Consider the following 17,713-nt stretch of genomic DNA (forward strand, 5'->3'; position numbering starts at 1 on the left):
TGGGCCGCCCTGAAGGGTCACCTCCGCATCACCTTGGGCGTTATGCACCTTTTGGGGGTAACGATACGATCCCGCCCGTGGAGACCCGTGGCCTGGAACCCGTCCCCGAGAGCGAGCCCACCGGCCGGGTCCGGACCCTCTTCCCCACCTGGGTCGGCGCGAACCTGACCGTTCTGCTGCTCACCATGGGTGCGGGGCCCATCGTCCTCGGCTGACCTGGACCGACCGGCACATGGGGGGCGGCGTCGCGGGCAAGGAGGGCGGGGCTCCGGGCGTGGCGCCCTCCCGGGCCGTCTTCGGCCGGCGCGGCAATCTGCTGCCCGGCGCGCTGATCCGGATCGCCCGCTGGGGCTGGGAGACGGTGAACGCGGTCACCGTCACTTACGCCGTACTCGCCGTACTGAATCTGCTCTTCGGCATCGTGAGCAGCAACACCCTGATCATGGCGACCCTGGTCGCCTTCGTGGGGATCAGCTTCCTGGTGTCGGCGCCGGGCGTGCGCGCACTGCGGGTGTGCTGCACCTGGTCGACGTCTCTCTTCGGCTGCTTCGGCGTCCTCGTGCTGATCCACCTGATCGGCAGCACCGCTTGGCACGACGCCCCGAGCAGGCCCGCCGGACCGACCGCGATGGTGGTCAACAGGGTCGGCACCCTGGCCGGCGGCGGGATCAGCTGGATTCCGGAAGGCCCCGATGGATCAGCTGCGGGGACGTACGTACGATGCGGCGGCACTCCCGGACACCACGCCGTCCAGCGCCTACTGGTACACGGGAGGCTTCGCCGTGGCGGCCGTGGCGGCCGTGGCCGCGTGGGCGACGGGCCTGGTGGCGGGCCTGCCCTTCACCGGCGTGGAGTGGTTCTCCGACCCGTTCGCAGACGGCCGGATCGGGCGCCACGGGCTGGGCCGGACGGCCGCGATCGCCGTGTCCGCCGCGCTGTACGCACTCCTGCGGCGGCCCGCCGAAGGGGGCCGCGGGGGCGGACCCCGGAGTGACGCGCCCCTACACTTCTGACGGCACGTCAGCTAGTGTCCCGCCTCGCCGAGTCCGCCCGACGAAGGGGCCAAGTGCCATGGCGTTCACCGTGGTCCGGTTCAACCTGGTCGATCCCGCCGCCACCCCCGAGTCGCTGTCGGCCCGCTACCGCGCGGCGCTGGAAATGGCCGCGTACGCCGACGAGCACGGCGTCGACACCGTACAGACCGAGGAACACCACGGCGCCGCCAACTCCTGGCTGCCGTCCCCCTTCGTCTTCGCGGGCTCGGTCTTCGGCGCCACCCGCCGGATCGCGGTCACCGTCTCGGCGGTCATCGGCCCGCTGCACAATCCGCTGCGGCTGGCCGAGGACATCGCGGTCCTGGACCTGCTGAGCGCGGGTCGGCTCGTCACGGTGGCGGGGATCGGCTACCGGCCCGAGGAGTACGAACAGGCGGGCGTCGAATGGGGCAGGCGCGGCAGGCTCCAGGACGAGCTCCTGGAAACCCTGTTGCGGGCGTGGACCGGGGAGCCGTTCCCGTACCGGGGCCGTACGGTCCGGGTCACGCCGCGCCCGTACACCCGCCCGCATCCGCTGCTGCTGGTGGGCGGCAGTTCGCGGGCGGCGGCCCGGCGGGCGGCCCGGTTCGGGCTGCCGTTCTTCCCGAGCGCGCATCTGCCGGAGCTGGAGGCGTACTACCACGAGCGGCGTGCGGAGTTCGGGACGGACGGCTTCTGCATGATGCCGTCCGCCGCGACGCCGCTGCTCCATGTGTCCGAGGACCCGGACCGGACGTGGGCGGAGTACGGCGGGCACTTCCTGCACGAGGCGCGTACGTACGCCTCCTGGCAGTCCAAGGACATCCGCTCGGCGGTACGTTCGGCGGCGACGACGGTGACGGAACTGCGGGACGAAGGGGTCTACCGGGTCGTCACACCGGATGAGTGTGCCGGGGCGGCCGTGGAACTGGACAGCCTGGTGCTGCATCCGCTGTGCGGCGGGATGCCGGTCGAGGAGGGATGGCGCAGTCTGCGGCTGTTCTGCGAGGCGATCGCACACAACCGCCCCTGACCACCGCGGGGCCCCGGGTGCGGGCCTGGGCATTCCGTGGTCGAGGAGCGGGCCAGCGAGGGATCAGCCCATCTCCTCCAACGCCTTGCCCTTGGTCTCCTTCACGAACTTGAGCACGAAGGGGATCGAGAGCGTGGCGAAGCATGCGTAGATGATGTACGTGCCCGACAGGTTCCAGTCGGCCAGGCTCGGGAAGCTCGCGGTGATCGCCCAGTTGGCGATCCACTGCGCGGACGCGGCGACGCCGAGCGCGGCGGCGCGGATCTTGTTCGGGAACATCTCGCCGAGGAAGACCCAGACGATGACGCCCCACGACAGGGCGAAGAAGAGCACGAACACATGGGCGGCGACGAGCGCCACGATGCCCTGGGTGTGGGGCAGTTTGCCGCCGACCAGGGGCGCGGAGAAGGCCCATGCCTCGAAGGCGAGGGCGATGGCCATACCGGTGGAGCCGACCAGCGCGAGCGGCTTGCGGCCCACCCGGTCCACCAGCACCATCGCGATGACGGTACCGATGATGTTGATGATCGACGTGGTGAACGAGTACAGGAACGAGGCCGACGGGTCGATGCCGACGGACTGCCAGAGCGTCGCCGAGTAGTAGAACGCCACGTTGATGCCGACGAGTTGCTGGAAGACCGACAGACCGATACCGACCCAGACGATCGGCAGGAAGCCGAAGCGGCCGCCGAGCAGGTCCTTGAACGTGGACTTGTGCTCCCGGTGCATGGCGGTCTCGATCTCGGTCACCCGGGCGTCGAGGTCGACGTTCTTGCCCTCGACCTCCTCCAGGATCTTCCGGGCCCGGTTCTTCTTGCCGACCGAGATCAGGAACCGCGGCGACTCGGGGATCGCGAACGAGAGGAGCCCGTACAGAACGGCGGGGACGACCATCACACCGAGCATCCACTGCCAGGCCTCGATGCCGCCGATCCTGCCGCGCTGGTCCCCGCCGGCGAGTTGCAGAATGCCGTAGTTGACCAGCTGGGAGATGGCGATGCCGGTGACGATCGCGGCCTGCTGGAAGGAGCCGAGCCGGCCGCGGTAGGCGGGCGGCGAGACCTCGGCGATGTACGCCGGGCCGATCACCGAGGCCATGCCGATGGCGAAGCCGCCGATGATGCGCCACATCGCCAGGTCCCAGAGCGCGAACGGGAGCGCGGAGCCGACGGCGCTGATGGTGAAGAGCACGGAGGCGATCCGCATGCAGCGGATCCGGCCGATGCGGTCGGCGATGCGGCCCGCCGTGGCCGCGCCGATCGCACAGCCGATCAACGCGATGGCGATGACCTGGGCGAGCGTTGCCGAGCCGATGTCGTACCGGCTGCGGATCGCGTTGACGGCGCCATTGATGACGGAGCTGTCATAGCCGAACAGGAAGCCGCCCATCGCCGCGGCCGCCGTGATGAAGATGACATGGCCCAGGTGGTCCGGGTGGGCCCCTCGGGCTCCGGACGCCGGTCCCTGCGCTGTGCTGGTCACGTGAACTCCTGATGCCTGGCCGCGTCGTCAGGTGGGGCGAGCTCCGACTGAGGGGGTGAGCTCTTCCAAGTGGCGCATAACTTCAGGCCTGCCACCACTTGAAGATAAAGGCGAAGCCGCAGAGAACATTCGTTCAAGTCTCGAAGTCATGATCGCGCTTTCAGTAGACTCCGACCGAGGAGCGTCCAAAGGATTCGTTGGAGCCTTGAAGGTTGCGTAAAGCCTCAGCGCAGCCGCTGGCTGATGACCTTGGAGACCCCGTCGCCCTGCATCGAGACGCCGTACAGCGCGTCCGCGACCTCCATCGTCCGCTTCTGATGCGTGATCACGATCAGCTGAGAGCTCTCCTGGAGCTCCTCCATGATCCGGATCAGCCGCTGCAGATTGGTGTCGTCGAGCGCCGCCTCGACCTCGTCCATCACATAGAACGGGCTGGGCCTGGCCTTGAAGATCGAGACCAGCAACGCCACCGCGGTGAGTGAGCGTTCCCCGCCGGACAGCAGCGAGAGCCGCTTGACCTTCTTGCCCGGCGGCCGGGCCTCGACGTCCACACCGGTCGCGAGCATATTGTCCGGATCGGTCAGGACGAGCCGCCCCTCGCCACCCGGGAAGAGCCGCGAGAAGACGCCCTCGAACTCACGCGCCGTGTCCCGGTACGCCTCGGTGAACACCTGCTCGACCCGCTCGTCGACCTCCTTGATGACCTGTATCAGGTCGGCCCGGGTCTTCTTCAGGTCTTCGAGCTGCTCGGAGAGGAACTTGTGCCGCTCCTCCAGCGCCGAGAACTCCTCCAGGGCGAGCGGATTCACCTTCCCGAGTTGCTGATACGCCCGTTCGGCCGACTTCAGCCGCTTCTCCTGTTCGGCCCGGACGAACGGCTTCGGCTGGTTGCGCGGGTGCTCGGGGTCCTCCGGCAGCTCCTCACCCTCGGCGGGCGCTGACGGCGGTACGAGTTGGTCGGGGCCGTACTCGGCGGCCAGCCCGGCCGGCTCGACCCCCAGCTCCTCCAGCGCCTTCGTCTCCAGCTGCTCCATCCGCAGCCGCTTCTCGGCACCGAGCACCTCGCCGCGGTGGACGGAGTCGGTGAGCTTGTCCAGCTCGCTCTTGAGCTCGCGACCCTGGTTGCGCTCGGCCGCCAGCTCCCGTTCCCGCTCCGCCTTCGCCGCCTCGGCCGCGACCCGCTCCTGCTCGGCCCGGACGACGGACGCCTCGACGTGGGCCAGCAGCTGACGGGCGCCGGACGTAACGGCCGAGGCCACCGCCGCCTCGTGCCGCAGCCGGGCGCGGCGCTGCTCGGCGCGGGCCCGGGCCTCGCGTTCGGCGCGGGCGCCCCGGTCGAGGGCGTCCGCGCGGCCCGCGAGTCCCTTGACCCGCTCCTCGTGGGTACGGACCTGGAGGCGGGCCTCCATCTCGGTCTGGCGGGCGTTGGCACCGTCGGCGGCGAGCCGGTCGCGTACGGAGGTGTCCGGCTCCTCCTCGACCGGCATCTCCTCGGCGACGAGCAGCCGCTCGGCCAGCTCCTCGGCCTCCTCCGTCGCCCGTTCGAGGGCCTCTTGGGCACGGGCGGCGGACGCGGTCGTCCGCTCGGCCTCGCCCGCGGCTCCGCGGGCCTGCCCGGCGAGCCGGCCGAGCTGCTGAGCCACCCCGGACTTCTCCCGCTCGGCGGCCCGGCGCCGCTCCCCCAGCTCCTCGACGAGCCCGGCACACGCGCCGCGCCGCTCGTCGGCGAGCCGCTGCGCCTCGGTCAACTCCGCGCACCGCACGGCCAGTTCCTCCAGCTGGGCAGCGGCCTCGTCGACCGACGCCTGCACTTCGAGGAGGCTCGGCGCTCCGGCGGAACCGCCGTGCGCGAAGTGGGCCGAGAGGATGTCCCCCTCGGCGGTGACGGCCGTCAGTTCCGGTCGTTCGGCCACGAGGTCCTCGGCGTCCTCCAGGGTGCCGACGACCACCATGTCCTGCACCAGTCTCCGTACGGCGCCCACCAGTTCGGCCGGCCCGCCGACGAGGCCGGCGACGGCGGGCGGACCTCCGGCGGGCGGACCTCCGGCGAACACTGCGGCGGTCACATCGCCCCCACCAACACCAGCGGCAACACTCGCACCAGAGCCGCCAGAGGCACCACAGCCATCGCCAGCCCCACCGTGATCACGCACCCCGCCCAGCAACAGCGCTGCCCGCCCCGCGTCCTGCTTGCGCAGCAGCCGGATCGCGTCCGCCGCCGTGGCCGGGTCCGTCACCGCGACCGCGTCCGCCGCCGCGCCCAGGGCCGCCGCCACCGCCACCTCGTACCCCTGCTCCACCGTCAGGAGTTCCGCGGCCGGACCGAGCAGGCCGGACAGGCGGTCCCGCGCGCCGAGCAGCACGCCCGTGCCGTCCTTGCGGCGCAGGCCGAGGGCCAGTGCCTCATGGCGGGCCGCGACCGCCGCCCGCTTCCGTTCGGCGGCGGTGGCGGCCTCCCGGGCCGCAGAGAGCGCCGCCTCCGCCTCCGTGAGTTCCCGCTTGGCGGCGTCGTGCCGCGCGCCCAGCTCGGCATCGCCCGCGTCCAGGCCCTCGACCTCGGCCTTGAGCTGTTCATACTCCTCCTGCGCGGCGACCGCCCGCTCCCGCGCCTCGTCGCGGGAGGCGGCCAGCCGGTCGATCTCGGCCTGCGCCGAACCGGCCCGGCTGCGGGCCGCGTTGACCTGCCCGTTCAGTCGGGCGAGTCCTTCGCGGCGGTCCGCGATGGCCCGCGCGGCATCCTTGAGCCTGCGCTCCTCGGCCGCCAACTCCCTTTCCAGATCGGCGCGATGGGCGGCGGTGTCCTCCAACGCGTGTTCCGCCGCCTCCAGCGCGGCCGCCAGCTCCGCCTCCTGCTCACGGATGCGGGCGGCCTCCCGCTCCATGTCCTGCGGGTCGCGACCGCGCCGCTCCTCCTCGGGGGCGGCGGAGGCGCTCTTCACCCGGGCATCGGCCAGCGAGATCGTGCCGCGCACCCGCTCGGCCAGCTGTGACAGCTCGTACCAGGTCTGCTGAGCCCGCTGGAGCCGCGGCGCCAGCCGTCGTACCTCGTCCTCCAGCTCCGCCTCGCGCGCCAGGGCCGCCTTGAGCTCCGCCTCCGCGGACTCCCGACGCTGCTTGAGCGCCGCTTCGTCGGCGATCTCGCTGCGCAGCGCGGTGTGCAGCCGCACCAGGTCGTCGGCGAGCAGCCGCAGCCTGGCATCGCGCAGATCGGCCTGGATGACGGCGGCCCGGCGCGCCACGGCCGCCTGTCGGCCCAGCGGTTTCAGCTGCCGTCGCAGCTCGTCGGTCAGATCCTGGACGCGGGCCAGATTGGCCCCCATCGCGTCCAGTTTCCGCAACGCCTTCTCTTTCCGCTTGCGGTGCTTGAGCACGCCTGCGGCTTCCTCGATGAATGCGCGCCGCCCCATCGGATCGGCGTGGAGTACGGAGTCCAGCTGGCCCTGGCCGACGATGACGTGCATCTCCCGCCCGATACCGGAGTCCGAGAGGAGTTCCTGGATGTCCAGGAGCCGACAGGTGTCGCCATTGATCTGGTATTCGCTGCCGCCGTTGCGGAACATGATCCGAGTGATCGTCACTTCGGCGTACTCGATGGGGAGTGCGCCGTCGGAATTGTCGATGGTCAGCGACACTTCCGCCCGCCCGAGCGGCGGCCGCCCGGTGGTTCCGGCGAAGATCACGTCTTCCATCTTGCCGCCGCGCAGGGATTTGGCACCCTGTTCCCCCATGACCCAGGAGAGCGCGTCCACCACATTGGACTTGCCGGACCCATTGGGACCGACGACGCACGTGATACCGGGTTCGAACCGCAGCGTCGTGGCGGAGGCGAATGACTTGAAACCACGCAGGGTCAGGGCCTTGAGGTGCACGCCGCCGGACTCTACCTTTCGCTCTCGGTTTCGCTGATGAAGGTGCAGGGCACATCAGACGGTAAGGGAAGGGGCGTACGTCCGGGGCGGGTCCCGCACAGGTCCGAGTGGAAAAGAAAGAAGGGACGCCGAAGCGCCCCTTTAAATCTTGTGCGGTGTTGCGTGTGCGGTGTACTGGTGCAGCGGCACATGACGGATCAAGGACATGTCACGAAGGTGACAGATCAAGAGCAGTGATCTTCAGTGATCCGGCGACGATCCGGGTGATGATCTCGGACGGCTGACGCGGCCGACCCGACCGGCCCTGAGGGCCATCGGTCAGGTCAGCGCCGGCTCCGCCCGAGGTACGTCGATGTCGATGCTGTCGAGCAGCGACTCTTGGTGCTGGGCGGCGGCACTGAGCGCGTCGTTCTCGTGCTGAATCCGTACGAGCTCGGATTCGAGGTCCTGGACGCGTTGCTGGAGCCGTCGCATCTCGGCGAGGAGTCGCGGGTCGGAACCGCCGACGTAACCGAGAAGCGCCTTTGCCATGATGGATGGTCCTCCACACTGAGTGACCGACCGATGCGGTGTGGGTCGTGAGGGAATCGCACCCGCGGTGCTCGGCAGTGCTCTGTATTCACTGCTGTTCTGCTGCCAAACAGCTCTGCCGAACAGCTGCGGTGCGCGGGGATTTCAGCGTCTCACCAAAAAGTTTGACGGTCAACACGATCACGCCCTGTAGAGGCGGGCAGCCCTGGGGCGCGCGGCTTGACGATCATGCGGCGCGACTCTCCTGCGGGGCCCTCGTGGGCGTGGAGATCATCCCTACTGCCGCAGCCTGGCACGCCAACCGAATCTTGGCAACCACCGGGTCATTCCGCAGGTCATTTCATGTGTATGCGGATGAGCGCCCCACCGCCTCACCCCACGCCATCCTTCGAACACGGTCCGAACACGGCCCCCGATCCGGAGCCGGACCGGGCCCGGATCAGCGGATCGCGAAGCCGTCGTAACCGCCGCGCGGGGTGTCCCATATCTCAGTGACTCCGTCAACGCGCCCGGGTGTGTCGTCCGAGCGCAGCCAGTCCAGCAGGCGGTGGCAATTCTCACGTCGCCCCTCGGCGACGACCTGCACCCTGCCGTCGTCGAGATTCACGGCGAAGCCGGCGAGACCGCCGATCTCCAGAGCATTTGCCCTGGTGAACCAGCGGAACCCTACTTGCTGTACTCGGCCGCGTACCCAGGCGGTGAGCCGTACGTCTTCGTTCATGCCTGAACGCTAACCGGCCGACTGCTCGCGGAGCACTTCCTGCCGAGAGGCCATGGCGTACAGTCCCGTCGCAATAACCTCACCCGATCGGGTGCGGCGTATTGACGCCGAGACCGGCGTCCAGACCGTCAGAAGGGCTCAGCATATGGGACGCCACCGACGCTCCGCCGCAGCTCCTGCCGTTCAGGACCGCGCGGCGGGGGACCCGGGGCGCCACCGCGGTGTGCGCCACGGGAAGCGGACCGGGACACCTGTTCGCACCGGACTGATCGGCGTCTCCGCCGCCCTCGCCGTGGGGGCCGTCGCGGTCGCCTCCGGTCTGCTGCCGGGCGGCGACACCTACTCGGCCGGCGGTGGCCCGGCCGCGGACCAGGTACGTACCGAAGGGGTCCCGGATCTGCTGGGCCGGGGCGGCTCGACCACCACGCCTGACGACCGCGCCGGTGCGTCCGCCCAGGCCAGTCGCGGTGTCGGGCGGGCCGACGGCCCGACGAAGGCGGAGCCCCCCGCCGGATCCCCGTCGTCCGCCACGCCGTCGAGGACGTCCGAGCCGACCGGGCGGACGGAGCCGTCCCCGTCGACCACCTCACCGACGTCGTCGAAGGCCGCCCGGCCAAAAGCCTCGAAGAGCACCGCGTCGGCCACGGCCGAGAAGTCGTCGGCCGCGCCGGAGGCTCCCGCCTCCTCCGCTCCGGCCGCCCGCAGGTCCGCGGCGCCGGCCGCCGCCACCTCTGCCCAGGCCGCCGTGCTCGCCCTGGTCAACCAGGAGCGCTCGAAGGTCGGCTGCAGCCCGGTGACGGCCAGCGCCTCACTGGCCTCGCTCGCCCAGAATTTCAGCGACGACATGGCTGCCCGAGGCTTCTTCGACCACACCGACCCCGACGGCCGGACCCCCTGGGACCGCGCCTCCGAGGCCGGGGTGCGGGGGCTCGGCGGCGAGAACATCGCCCGCGGCCAGGCCGACGCACAGGCCGTGATGGACTCCTGGATGAACAGCGACGGCCACCGGGCAAACATTCTCAACTGCGACTACAAGACGCTCGGCGTCGGCGTGCACTTCGGTGCGCGCGGCCCCTGGTGGACCCAGGACTTCGGCTTTTGAACGGACGCTCACCCGCAGAAAGCGCACCCCGGTAGTAAGCGCTGTGCGGGCGTAAGCTGTCGGGATGGACGAGAAGATCCGTCTGGACGCGCTCGCCTTCGACGTGTTCTCCAGGCAGTGCCCCTCGCGCGGCACCCTGGAGCATGTCACCGGGCGCTGGGGCAGTCTGACGCTGGGAGCCCTGTACGAAGGCAGTTTCCGCTTCAACGAGCTCCGTCGCCGGGTCGACGGGGTGAGCGAGAAGATGCTCTCGCAGACGCTCCACGCCCTGGAGCGGGACGGTCTGGTCCACCGCGAGGCCCAGCCGACCAATCCGCCGCGCGTCGACTACGAGCTGACGCGCCTGGGCCGACAGGTCGCCGAACGGCTGCTCGCGCTGATCGAGCTCGTCGAGGGCCGGATGCCCGAGGTGCTCCGGGCCCGTGACCGGTACGACGACGCCCACCCGTGCCCGGAGGTCCGGGCCTAGGAATCCGGACCTAGGAAACGGTGCGCGGCGGCCGCTGGCAGCGCGGGCAGAAGTAGCTGGAGCGGTTCATCCACGCCCGGCGGCGTATCGGCGTACCGCAGCGGTGACAGGGCTCGTCCTCCCGCCCGTACGCGTCGAGGGAGCGGTCGAAGTAGCCGGACTCGCCGTTCACATTGACGTAGAGGCTGTCGAAACTGGTGCCGCCCTGGTCGAGCGCCGCGTTCATCACGTCTCGGGCATGGCCCAGCAGCTCGGCCGACTTGGGGCGGGTGAGGGTCGAGGTCGGGCGGTCGTAGTGCAGCTTGGCGCGCCAGAGCGCCTCGTCCGCGTAGATGTTGCCGACTCCGCTGATCAGCGACTGGTCGAGCAGGGCGCGCTTGATCGTCGTACGGCGCAGTCGCAGGGCCGCGTGGAACGCCGCGTCGTCGAAGGCCGGGTCCAGGGGGTCGCGGGCGATGTGCGCGATGGTGTCGGGCAGCCCGTCCGTGCTGTCGGCGGCGCATTCGTGGAGCGAGAGCCCCCCGAAGGTCCGCTGGTCGACGAAGCGCAGCTCGGTGCCGAGCGAGTCCTGGAAGCGGATCCGGATGCGCAGATGCTTCTCGTCGGGGGCGTCCTGCGGCTGTACGAGCAGTTGGCCGCTCATGCCGAGGTGGCCCAGCAGCGAACTGGACGCGTCGTCCAGCGGCACCCAGAGGTATTTGCCGCGCCGCATGGCCGGGCCGAGCCGGGCACCGCCCAGCCGGGCCGCGAAGTCCACACCGCCCGCGGGATGGCGACGGACCGCACGCGGGTGCAGCACCTCGACGTCTCCGACGGTCCGGCCGGTGACCCAGCGCTCAAGACCCCGCCGTACGACTTCGACCTCGGGCAGCTCGGGCACGGTGTGGCTCCTCAGGGACGTTTCCAGGGTATCCGGGCAGCGAAAACCCCCCGATGCGCTGGGCACCGAGGGGATTTCCGGGTCAGGCCGGAGCGACGTCCGGGGGCGGCGACGGGTCGGCAGGGGTGTCGGCGGCCCCTCCGTCGGCAGCGGCCTTCGCCGCTGCCTCCCGCGCTTCCGCGGCGGCGCTGATCTCACGCCAGGCGGACTCCGCCGCCTGCTGCTCCGCTTCCTTCTTGCTACGGCCGGTGCCGGTGCCGTACGAGACACCACCGACGCGAGCAGCAGCAGTAAAGGTCTTCTCGTGGTCCGGGCCGGTCTCCGTGACGAGGTACTCGGGGACGCCGAGGCTCTCGCTCGCGGTGAGTTCCTGGAGGCTGGTCTTCCAGTCCAGGCCGGCACCGAGGTTGGAGGACCTGTCGATCAGCGGGTCGAAGAGCCGGTGGACCAGCTCCGAGGCCGCGCTGAGGCCCTGGTCGAGATAGACCGCGCCGATCACCGCTTCAAGGGTGTCGGCGAGGATGGACGCCTTGTCCCTGCCGCCCGTGCCCTCTTCACCACGGCCGAGCCGGATGAAGGAGCCGAGTTCGAGGCCGCGGCCCACTTCCGCAAGTGCACGCGAGTTGACCACCGCGGCCCGCAATTTGGCCAGCTGGCCTTCGGGCAGGTCGGGGTGGGTGCGGTACAGCGTGTCCGTGACGACCAGGCCGAGCACCGAATCCCCGAGGAATTCGAGCCGCTCGTTGGTCGGCAGACCGCCGTTCTCGTATGCGTACGAACGGTGGGTCAGCGCACGCACCAGAAGGGCGGACTCGAGGTGATACCCGAGCCGCCCTTCCAGAAGCGTGTGGGACGAGGCTGTGTTGACGTTGTCTGCCTGCTTCTTGGCGTTGGACAACTCAGACATCGGGCCTCTCACCAGCCGCTCAGACCTCGAGGACCTGGCGCTTGTTGTACGTGCCGCAGCTGGGGCACGCGATGTGCTGCAGCTTCGGCTCCTGGCAACGCTCGCACGAAACCAGGGTGGGGACCGCAGCCTTCCACTGCGACCGGCGGTGGCGCGTGTTGCTGCGCGACATCTTCCGCTTCGGAACAGCCACGGCTACTTCTCCTGCTTCTCGTCGACGCCCGCTTCGGCGCCGCCCATGTTGTCCTTCTCGCCGTCCTGAACGGTGTCGGCGAGTCCTTGCAATGCCGCCCAACGGATGTCGACGGCATCGTGGTGGTGACCGGGATTCTCGTCCAGCCTGATTCCGCATTCGGAACACAGACCGGCACAGGACTCCCGGCACACCGGCTGCATCGGCAGTGCGAGCACCACCGCATCGCGCAGCACTGGTTCGAGGTCGAAAAGGCCGTCCTCGATGAAGAGCCTGTCCTCGTCGTCCTCGGCGTCGTCGGCCGGCTCCGCCTTGTGGCTGCGGCCCCGGTCATCGGCGTCAGGGTACGAGAACATCTCCTGGAAGTCCGCCACAACCTCGTGGCGCAGCGGCTCCAGACACCTTACGCACTCCCCCTCGGCCGACGCACGGGCGGTGCCTGTGACGAGCACACCCTCCATGACCGATTCGAGACGGAGTTCCAGCTCCACGGGTGCGCCTTCCGGCACACCGATGACCTCGTCGATGCCGAGGGCCGGTGAGCCGGGTGCGTCCACCGTGCGGGTCAGCCGCTGGAGGGCACCGGGACGCCGACCCAGCTCGTGCGTATCGAACACGAGGGGGTTTCGGTGGTCGAGGTGGCCGTTCAGGGCTTTTCCTGCTTTCGAAATCATGTGCATCACACAGCGTGGGGAGGGCCGCCGGTTTCGGATGCGAAACGGGCAGCCTGGATCGCGGACATGCGCGACCGAAGAGCCAGGATACTGGACGCGCCGCCCAGCTCCCAATCCGGTCCACCGGGCCCCTGTACGGCCCGGACGCCGTAACGACCGGGCCGCCGTCGCGACCGGTCAGCGTTCCTGCTCGTACCGGCGCAGCTGGTCCAGGTCGATCATGCTGGTGTCGAACAGGCTGGTCTCGTCGAGGGCGCCCTCGCCCTGCGGCTGGAGCGCCTGCTGGGGCTGCATGGGCTGCTGCTGCCAGCCGTCGTATCCCTGGACCGGGATCTGGGCCTGGGGCTGGGGTTGGCTCTGATCGTAGCCCTGCTGCTGATAGGCGGCGTACGGGTCGGGCTGCTGCTGGTACCCGTAGACGTCCTGCTGCGGCTGCTCCTGGTACGCGTACGTCTCCGCGTAGTCCGGCCGGTCCTGGGCGGGGAAGTGCGGCTGGAGCTGCTGGTGCACCGGCTGCGGCTCCGGGGTGGCGAGCTCGGCGAGGCCGGCCCAGTGGTCCTCGTCGCTCACGCGGACCTGGTTGCCCGCCGCGTCCTGGGCGGCCATGTGCGCGCCGAGTTCGTCGGTGGCGACCCGGCCGTGCAGCTTCTGCCGGCCGCGGCCGACCGCCTCCAGGGTCTTGGCGAGCACGGCCTCGAAGGCGCCGAGCTTGGTGTCCACGTACTCGTCGGCGCGGCGCTGGAGCGTGGCCGGGTCGGTGCTGCGCTCGGGGGCCTCGGCGAAGTCCGGGTCCTCGTACCCCTGCTCGTCGAAGGCCTGGCCGCGGCCGAGGAGCTTCTCGCGGCCCCGGTCGACGGAGCCGATGGTCTTGGTGAGGACGACCTCGAAGTTGGCGAGCTTGCTGTCGACGTACTCGTCGGCCTCGGCGCGGACCTCCTCGGCCTCCCGGCGGGCCTCACGGAGGATGCGGTCGGCCTCGCTGCGGGACTGCACGGCGACCTCGGTCCCGGAGACCAGCGAGGCGCGTTCGGCGTGTGCGGCCTCGATGATCCGCTCGGCCTCCTGACGGGCCTGCTCGACCATCTGCTCCCGCCCGCCGATGAGCTCCTGAGCGTGGGCGAGCGAGCCGGGCAGGGCCTCGCGCACCTCTCCGAGCATCGCGAGCAGCTCGGCGCGGTTGACCACGCACGAAGCCGACATGGGCATGGACCGGGCGCTCCCGACCGCCTCGACGATCTCGTCGAGCTTCTTCTGCACGTCCACCGTGTGCTCGCCACTCTCTACAGCCGATTGGAGACGGACGGGACGACTGTACGGCCAGTCGGCGCCCGCCCGACACCTGGTGACGGTTCGTCAGATACTCGGCGCCGGATCAGCGCTCCGCCAGGCGCTCCACGAGGGCCGCGTGGACCACCGGGGGCAGCAGGTGAGAGACGTCGCCGCCCCAGGTGGCGACCTCCTTGACCAGGGAGGACGACAGGAAACTGTAGGTGGGATTGGTCGGTACGAAGAGCGTTTCGACGCCGGAGAGGCCGTTGTTCATCTGGGCCATCTGCAGCTCGTAGTCGAAGTCGCTGACGGCCCGCAGGCCCTTCACGATCGCCGGGATGTCGCGTTGCTTGCAGAAGTCGACCAGGAGGCCGTGGAAGGACTCGACCTGGACGTTGCCGAAGTCCGCCGTGACCTGGCGGATCAGGTCGATGCGCTCGTCGACCGTGAAGAGGCCCTTCTTGGACTGGTTGATCATCACCGCGACATGTACGACGTCGTACAGCTTCGAGGCGCGCCCAATGATGTCGAGGTGTCCATTGGTGATGGGGTCGAACGACCCCGGGCAGACGGCGCGGCGCAACTTGATTCCCTCGCTCTCCGGTCCGGTCATCGTGCGTCTTCGCACGTAGAGGCGGCGCGACCGTACCAAAGCGTTCCCTCGCCGTAGCGACGGGCCCGCAGTGGCTCGAATCCCTTGGGCCAGTTGAATTCTCCGCCTCTGGTGCTGCGTTCCACGGTGACGAGCGCATCGACTGCGAGCCACCCCTGGGCACGGAGTGTGAGCAGTATCTCGCCGAGATCGTCGTCGGTCACGGCGTACGGCGGGTCCAGGAACACCACGTCGTAGGGCTCCGCGGGCACTGGTCCTGTCACGATCTGTTCGGCTCTGCCGGTACGGACTTCGGCGCCGGGCAGGCCGAGCGTGCGGACGTTGTCCCGGACGGTGCGGGCGGCCCTGGGGTCGGTCTCGACGAGCAGGGCGTGGACGGCGCCGCGCGAGAGCGCTTCCAGGCCGACGGCGCCGGAGCCCGCGTACAGATCCGCGATACGGGTGCCGTGGAGGCTGCCCAGGAGGGCTTCCCAGGTGGAGAAGAGGCCCTCGCGTGCACGGTCGGAGGTGGGGCGGGTGCCGGTGCCGGGCGGGACGGCCAGGAGGCGTCCGCCGGCCGAGCCGGCGATCACGCGGGTCATGGGTGTCTGGTTCCTCGGTTCGTGGGTGGCCCGCAGGATGCTGCGGCGCCGTGGCATCCACGATATGGCGTCGCGGAGGATCGGGCCCGCGCACCCGTCACCCCTTGTCGAGGTACTGTTCGCGCTCCTTGTCGAGCAGCGCGTCCAGCGCGGTCCGCAGCTCCGGCAGGTGTTCCAGCTCCGGGTCGGCGGCGACGATCGTCGCGGCCGCCTCCCGGGCGGCGGCGATGACCTCCTCGTCGTCGATGACGGTGAGCATCCGCAGCGAGGAGCGGACCCCGGACTGGGCCTGGCCGAGTACATCGCCCTCACGGCGCTGTTCGAGGTCGATCCGGGACAGCTCGAAACCGTCGAGGGTGGCGGCGACGGCGGACAGGCGGGCGCGGGCCGGACTCGCCTCGTGGGCCTCGCTGACCAGCAGACAGAGTCCGGGGGCGGAGCCTCGGCCGACCCGGCCGCGCAGCTGGTGCAGTTGGGAGACTCCGAACCGGTCGGCGTCCATGATGACCATCGCGGTGGCGTTGGGGACGTTGACCCCGACCTCGATGACGGTGGTGGCGACGAGGACGTCGACCTGGCCCGCGGCGAAGCGGCGCATCACGTCGTCCTTGTCGTCGGGGTTCATCCTGCCGTGCAGCACCTCGATGCGCAGCCCGGCGAGCGGGCCCTTGGCGAGCTGTTCGGCGATCTCCAGGACGGCGAGCGGGGGGCGCTTCTCGCCGTCGTCCTCGGCCGTCTTCTTCTTCCCCTTCTTCCCTGCCGCCTCGTCCTCGGCGTCGTCGCCGATGCGGGGGCAGACCACATAGGCCTGGTGCCCGCTCTCCACCTCCTCCCGGACCCGTTCCCAGGCGCGGCTGAGGAAGTGCGGTTTGTCCTTGGCGGGGACGACGTGGCTGGCGATCGGCGAGCGGCCGGCGGGCAGCTGGTCCAGTACGGAGGTCTCCAGATCACCGAAGACGGTCATGGCGACCGTACGGGGAATGGGGGTGGCGGTCATGACCAGCAGGTGCGGCGGCTGCTTCCCCTTGGACCGGAGCGCGTCGCGCTGTTCCACCCCGAAGCGGTGCTGTTCGTCGACGACGACCAGGCCCAGGTCGTGGAACTGGACCTTGTCCTCGATCAGCGCGTGCGTACCGATCACGATCCCGGCCTCACCGGTGACGAGGTCGAGCAGCGCCTGACGGCGGGCCGCGACGCCCATGGAGCCGGTGAGCAGCACGACCTTGGTGCCCTGCTCGGAGCCGCCCAGCATGCCCGCCCGTCGCCCGCCACCACCTTTCTGGGGAGGCACTTCGCGCCACAGCCCCCAATTCTCGGCCAGCTCGCCCATCATCTCCGTGATGGAACGGTGGTGCTGCTGGGCGAGCACCTCGGTGGGCGCGAGCATGGCGGCCTGTCCGCCCGCGTCGACGACGCCGAGCATCGCGCGCAGCGCGACCATGGTCTTCCCGCTGCCCACCTCCCCCTGGAGGAGCCGGTGCATCGGGTGCTCGGTCGCCAGGTCGTCGAAGATCTCCCGGGAGACCTTCTGCTGCCCCTCGGTGAGGGTGAACGGCAGCTTGGCGTCGAAGGCGTCGAGCAGTCCGCCGTGGGCGGGTTTCCGGGCGACCGCCGGGAGCTGGGTGTCCGCGTATCTGCGGCGGGCCAGCGCGACCTGGAGGACGAAGGCCTCGTCCCACTTCAGCCGGTCCCTGGCCTGGGCGATGTCCGCCTTGGTCTGCGGGCGGTGCACCTTCAGCAGCGCCTCCGGGAGCGGGGTGAACCCGCGGCCCTCGCGCAGACTCGGCGGCAGCGGGTCGACGGCCTCCCGCGCGCTGGGCAGCACGGTGTCGACGGCCTTGGCGATCCGCCACGAGTCCAGCTGCTTGCAGGCCGGGTAGATCGGCAGCAGCCGCCCGGCGAAGGCGTCCACCGCTTCCGTGGCCTCGTCGGTGTCCTCGGCGTCCAGCAGCTGGTACGTGGGGTGGGCCAGCTGCATCTTGCGGTTGAAGACGGAGACCTTGCCCGCGAACATCGCCCGCCGGCCGGGCAGCAGTTCCTTGTGCGGCTTGTGGACACCATGGCCGAAGAAGACGAGCTGGAGGCGGCCGCTGCCATCGGTGAGGGTCACTTCGAGGCGCTTGCCACGGCCGTTGTTGAACATCATGATGCGGGCGTCGGCGACCTGGGCGACCACCGTCACATGCTCGTCCAGCGGGAGGTCGGTCAGCGCCGTGAGCCGGCCGCGCTCCTCGTACCGCCGCGGGTAGTGGTGCAGCAGATCACCGACCGTGTGCAGGTCGAGATGGTCGGCCATCACCTTCGCGGTGGCTCCGCCGAGCAGCTTCTTGAGGGGTTCATCGAACGCAGACACGCGATCCATTGCACACCACACCA

General features: G+C 70.1%; 15 protein-coding genes and 1 pseudogene. 4 read left to right on the forward strand and 12 right to left on the reverse strand.

The genetic code is table 11. From position 1 onward, the window contains the following. Positions 1-77 precede the first annotated feature (77 nt). Positions 78-1,013 (forward strand): annotated as a pseudogene (locus ACFVV1_RS18430) (cytosine permease). A 58-nt stretch (positions 1,014-1,071) separates the two neighbouring features. Further along, a complete protein-coding gene (locus tag ACFVV1_RS18435; RefSeq protein ID WP_389990241.1) occupies positions 1,072-2,046 on the forward strand; it encodes an LLM class flavin-dependent oxidoreductase in 975 nt (324 codons plus the stop codon). A gap of 63 nt (positions 2,047-2,109) precedes the next feature. Here the strand turns inward: ACFVV1_RS18435 and ACFVV1_RS18440 are convergent, their stop codons facing one another. The 4 genes from ACFVV1_RS18440 to ACFVV1_RS18455 form a co-directional block, all read right to left on the reverse strand. Then, the gene (locus ACFVV1_RS18440) at positions 2,110-3,528 is read right to left on the reverse strand and encodes a sugar porter family MFS transporter (RefSeq protein WP_389990242.1); all 1,419 of its coding nucleotides are present in this window, start codon (positions 3,526-3,528) and stop codon (positions 2,110-2,112) included. Positions 3,529-3,752: 224 nt separating this feature from the next. Further along, positions 3,753-7,397 (reverse strand): AAA family ATPase, encoded by a 3,645-nt coding sequence (locus tag ACFVV1_RS18445; protein WP_389990243.1) that lies wholly within the window; start codon positions 7,395-7,397, stop codon positions 3,753-3,755. 318 nt (positions 7,398-7,715) lie between these two features. Then, a complete protein-coding gene (locus ACFVV1_RS18450; protein WP_389990244.1) occupies positions 7,716-7,928 on the reverse strand; it encodes a hypothetical protein in 213 nt (70 codons plus the stop codon). 439 nt (positions 7,929-8,367) lie between these two features. Next, positions 8,368-8,649, reverse strand: coding sequence for an acylphosphatase (locus tag ACFVV1_RS18455; RefSeq protein WP_389990245.1), 282 nt, complete (start codon positions 8,647-8,649; stop codon positions 8,368-8,370). A gap of 145 nt (positions 8,650-8,794) precedes the next feature. On the opposite strand from ACFVV1_RS18455, the gene ACFVV1_RS18460 reads away from it, so the two are divergent. Further along, a complete protein-coding gene (locus ACFVV1_RS18460) occupies positions 8,795-9,751 on the forward strand; it encodes a CAP domain-containing protein (RefSeq protein ID WP_389990246.1) in 957 nt (318 codons plus the stop codon). Between the two features lie 64 nt (positions 9,752-9,815). Then, on the forward strand, positions 9,816-10,220 hold the full coding sequence (locus tag ACFVV1_RS18465; protein WP_389990247.1) for a winged helix-turn-helix transcriptional regulator: 405 nt from the start codon (positions 9,816-9,818) through the stop codon (positions 10,218-10,220). Positions 10,221-10,230: 10 nt separating this feature from the next. On the opposite strand, the gene mutM is transcribed toward ACFVV1_RS18465, so the two are convergent. The 8 genes from mutM to recG all read right to left on the reverse strand — a co-directional run bounded on the left by mutM (position 10,231) and on the right by recG (position 17,699). Beyond that, positions 10,231-11,100, reverse strand: a complete 870-nt coding sequence (gene mutM / locus ACFVV1_RS18470; RefSeq protein WP_389990248.1) for a bifunctional DNA-formamidopyrimidine glycosylase/DNA-(apurinic or apyrimidinic site) lyase — start codon at positions 11,098-11,100, stop codon at positions 10,231-10,233. 82 nt (positions 11,101-11,182) lie between these two features. After that, a complete protein-coding gene (gene rnc, locus ACFVV1_RS18475) occupies positions 11,183-12,007 on the reverse strand; it encodes a ribonuclease III (protein ID WP_389990249.1) in 825 nt (274 codons plus the stop codon). Between the two features lie 19 nt (positions 12,008-12,026). Continuing rightward, positions 12,027-12,200 (reverse strand): 50S ribosomal protein L32, encoded by a 174-nt coding sequence (rpmF, locus tag ACFVV1_RS18480; protein WP_003965982.1) that lies wholly within the window; start codon positions 12,198-12,200, stop codon positions 12,027-12,029. Between the two features lie 2 nt (positions 12,201-12,202). Continuing rightward, on the reverse strand, positions 12,203-12,874 hold the full coding sequence (locus ACFVV1_RS18485) for a YceD family protein (RefSeq protein WP_389990250.1): 672 nt from the start codon (positions 12,872-12,874) through the stop codon (positions 12,203-12,205). 177 nt (positions 12,875-13,051) lie between these two features. Next, positions 13,052-14,137: a cell division initiation protein gene (locus ACFVV1_RS18490; RefSeq protein WP_389990251.1), complete on the reverse strand. Its 1,086-nt coding sequence runs from the start codon at positions 14,135-14,137 to the stop codon at positions 13,052-13,054. 109 nt (positions 14,138-14,246) lie between these two features. After that, positions 14,247-14,726 (reverse strand): pantetheine-phosphate adenylyltransferase, encoded by a 480-nt coding sequence (gene coaD / locus ACFVV1_RS18495; protein WP_389990485.1) that lies wholly within the window; start codon positions 14,724-14,726, stop codon positions 14,247-14,249. 26 nt (positions 14,727-14,752) lie between these two features. Next, a complete protein-coding gene (rsmD, locus tag ACFVV1_RS18500; protein WP_389990252.1) occupies positions 14,753-15,337 on the reverse strand; it encodes a 16S rRNA (guanine(966)-N(2))-methyltransferase RsmD in 585 nt (194 codons plus the stop codon). A 97-nt stretch (positions 15,338-15,434) separates the two neighbouring features. Further along, positions 15,435-17,699 carry an ATP-dependent DNA helicase RecG gene (recG, locus tag ACFVV1_RS18505; protein ID WP_389990253.1) on the reverse strand — a complete coding sequence of 755 codons (2,265 nt, stop codon included), beginning with the start codon at positions 17,697-17,699 and terminating at the stop codon, positions 15,435-15,437. Between the last annotated feature and the right edge of the window lie 14 nt (positions 17,700-17,713).

It is taken from the genome of Streptomyces sp. NPDC058092, from assembly GCF_042884935.1.
In the GTDB taxonomy this organism is placed as follows: domain Bacteria; phylum Actinomycetota; class Actinomycetes; order Streptomycetales; family Streptomycetaceae; genus Streptomyces.

Excerpts from the sequence above, each read along its gene's own strand:
- ACFVV1_RS18485 (WP_389990250.1), bottom strand. The coding sequence starts at position 12,874 with ATGATTTCGAAAGCAGGAAAAGCCCTGAACGGCCACCTCGACCACCGA.
- rsmD (WP_389990252.1), bottom strand. The coding sequence starts at position 15,337 with ATGACCCGCGTGATCGCCGGCTCGGCCGGCGGACGCCTCCTGGCCGTC.
- ACFVV1_RS18435 (WP_389990241.1), top strand. The coding sequence starts at position 1,072 with ATGGCGTTCACCGTGGTCCGGTTCAACCTGGTCGATCCCGCCGCCACC.
- ACFVV1_RS18455 (WP_389990245.1), bottom strand. The coding sequence starts at position 8,649 with ATGAACGAAGACGTACGGCTCACCGCCTGGGTACGCGGCCGAGTACAG.
- ACFVV1_RS18460 (WP_389990246.1), top strand. The coding sequence starts at position 8,795 with ATGGGACGCCACCGACGCTCCGCCGCAGCTCCTGCCGTTCAGGACCGC.
- ACFVV1_RS18450 (WP_389990244.1), bottom strand. The coding sequence starts at position 7,928 with ATGGCAAAGGCGCTTCTCGGTTACGTCGGCGGTTCCGACCCGCGACTC.
- rnc (WP_389990249.1), bottom strand. The coding sequence starts at position 12,007 with ATGTCTGAGTTGTCCAACGCCAAGAAGCAGGCAGACAACGTCAACACA.
- ACFVV1_RS18465 (WP_389990247.1), top strand. The coding sequence starts at position 9,816 with ATGGACGAGAAGATCCGTCTGGACGCGCTCGCCTTCGACGTGTTCTCC.
- recG (WP_389990253.1), bottom strand. The coding sequence starts at position 17,699 with ATGGATCGCGTGTCTGCGTTCGATGAACCCCTCAAGAAGCTGCTCGGC.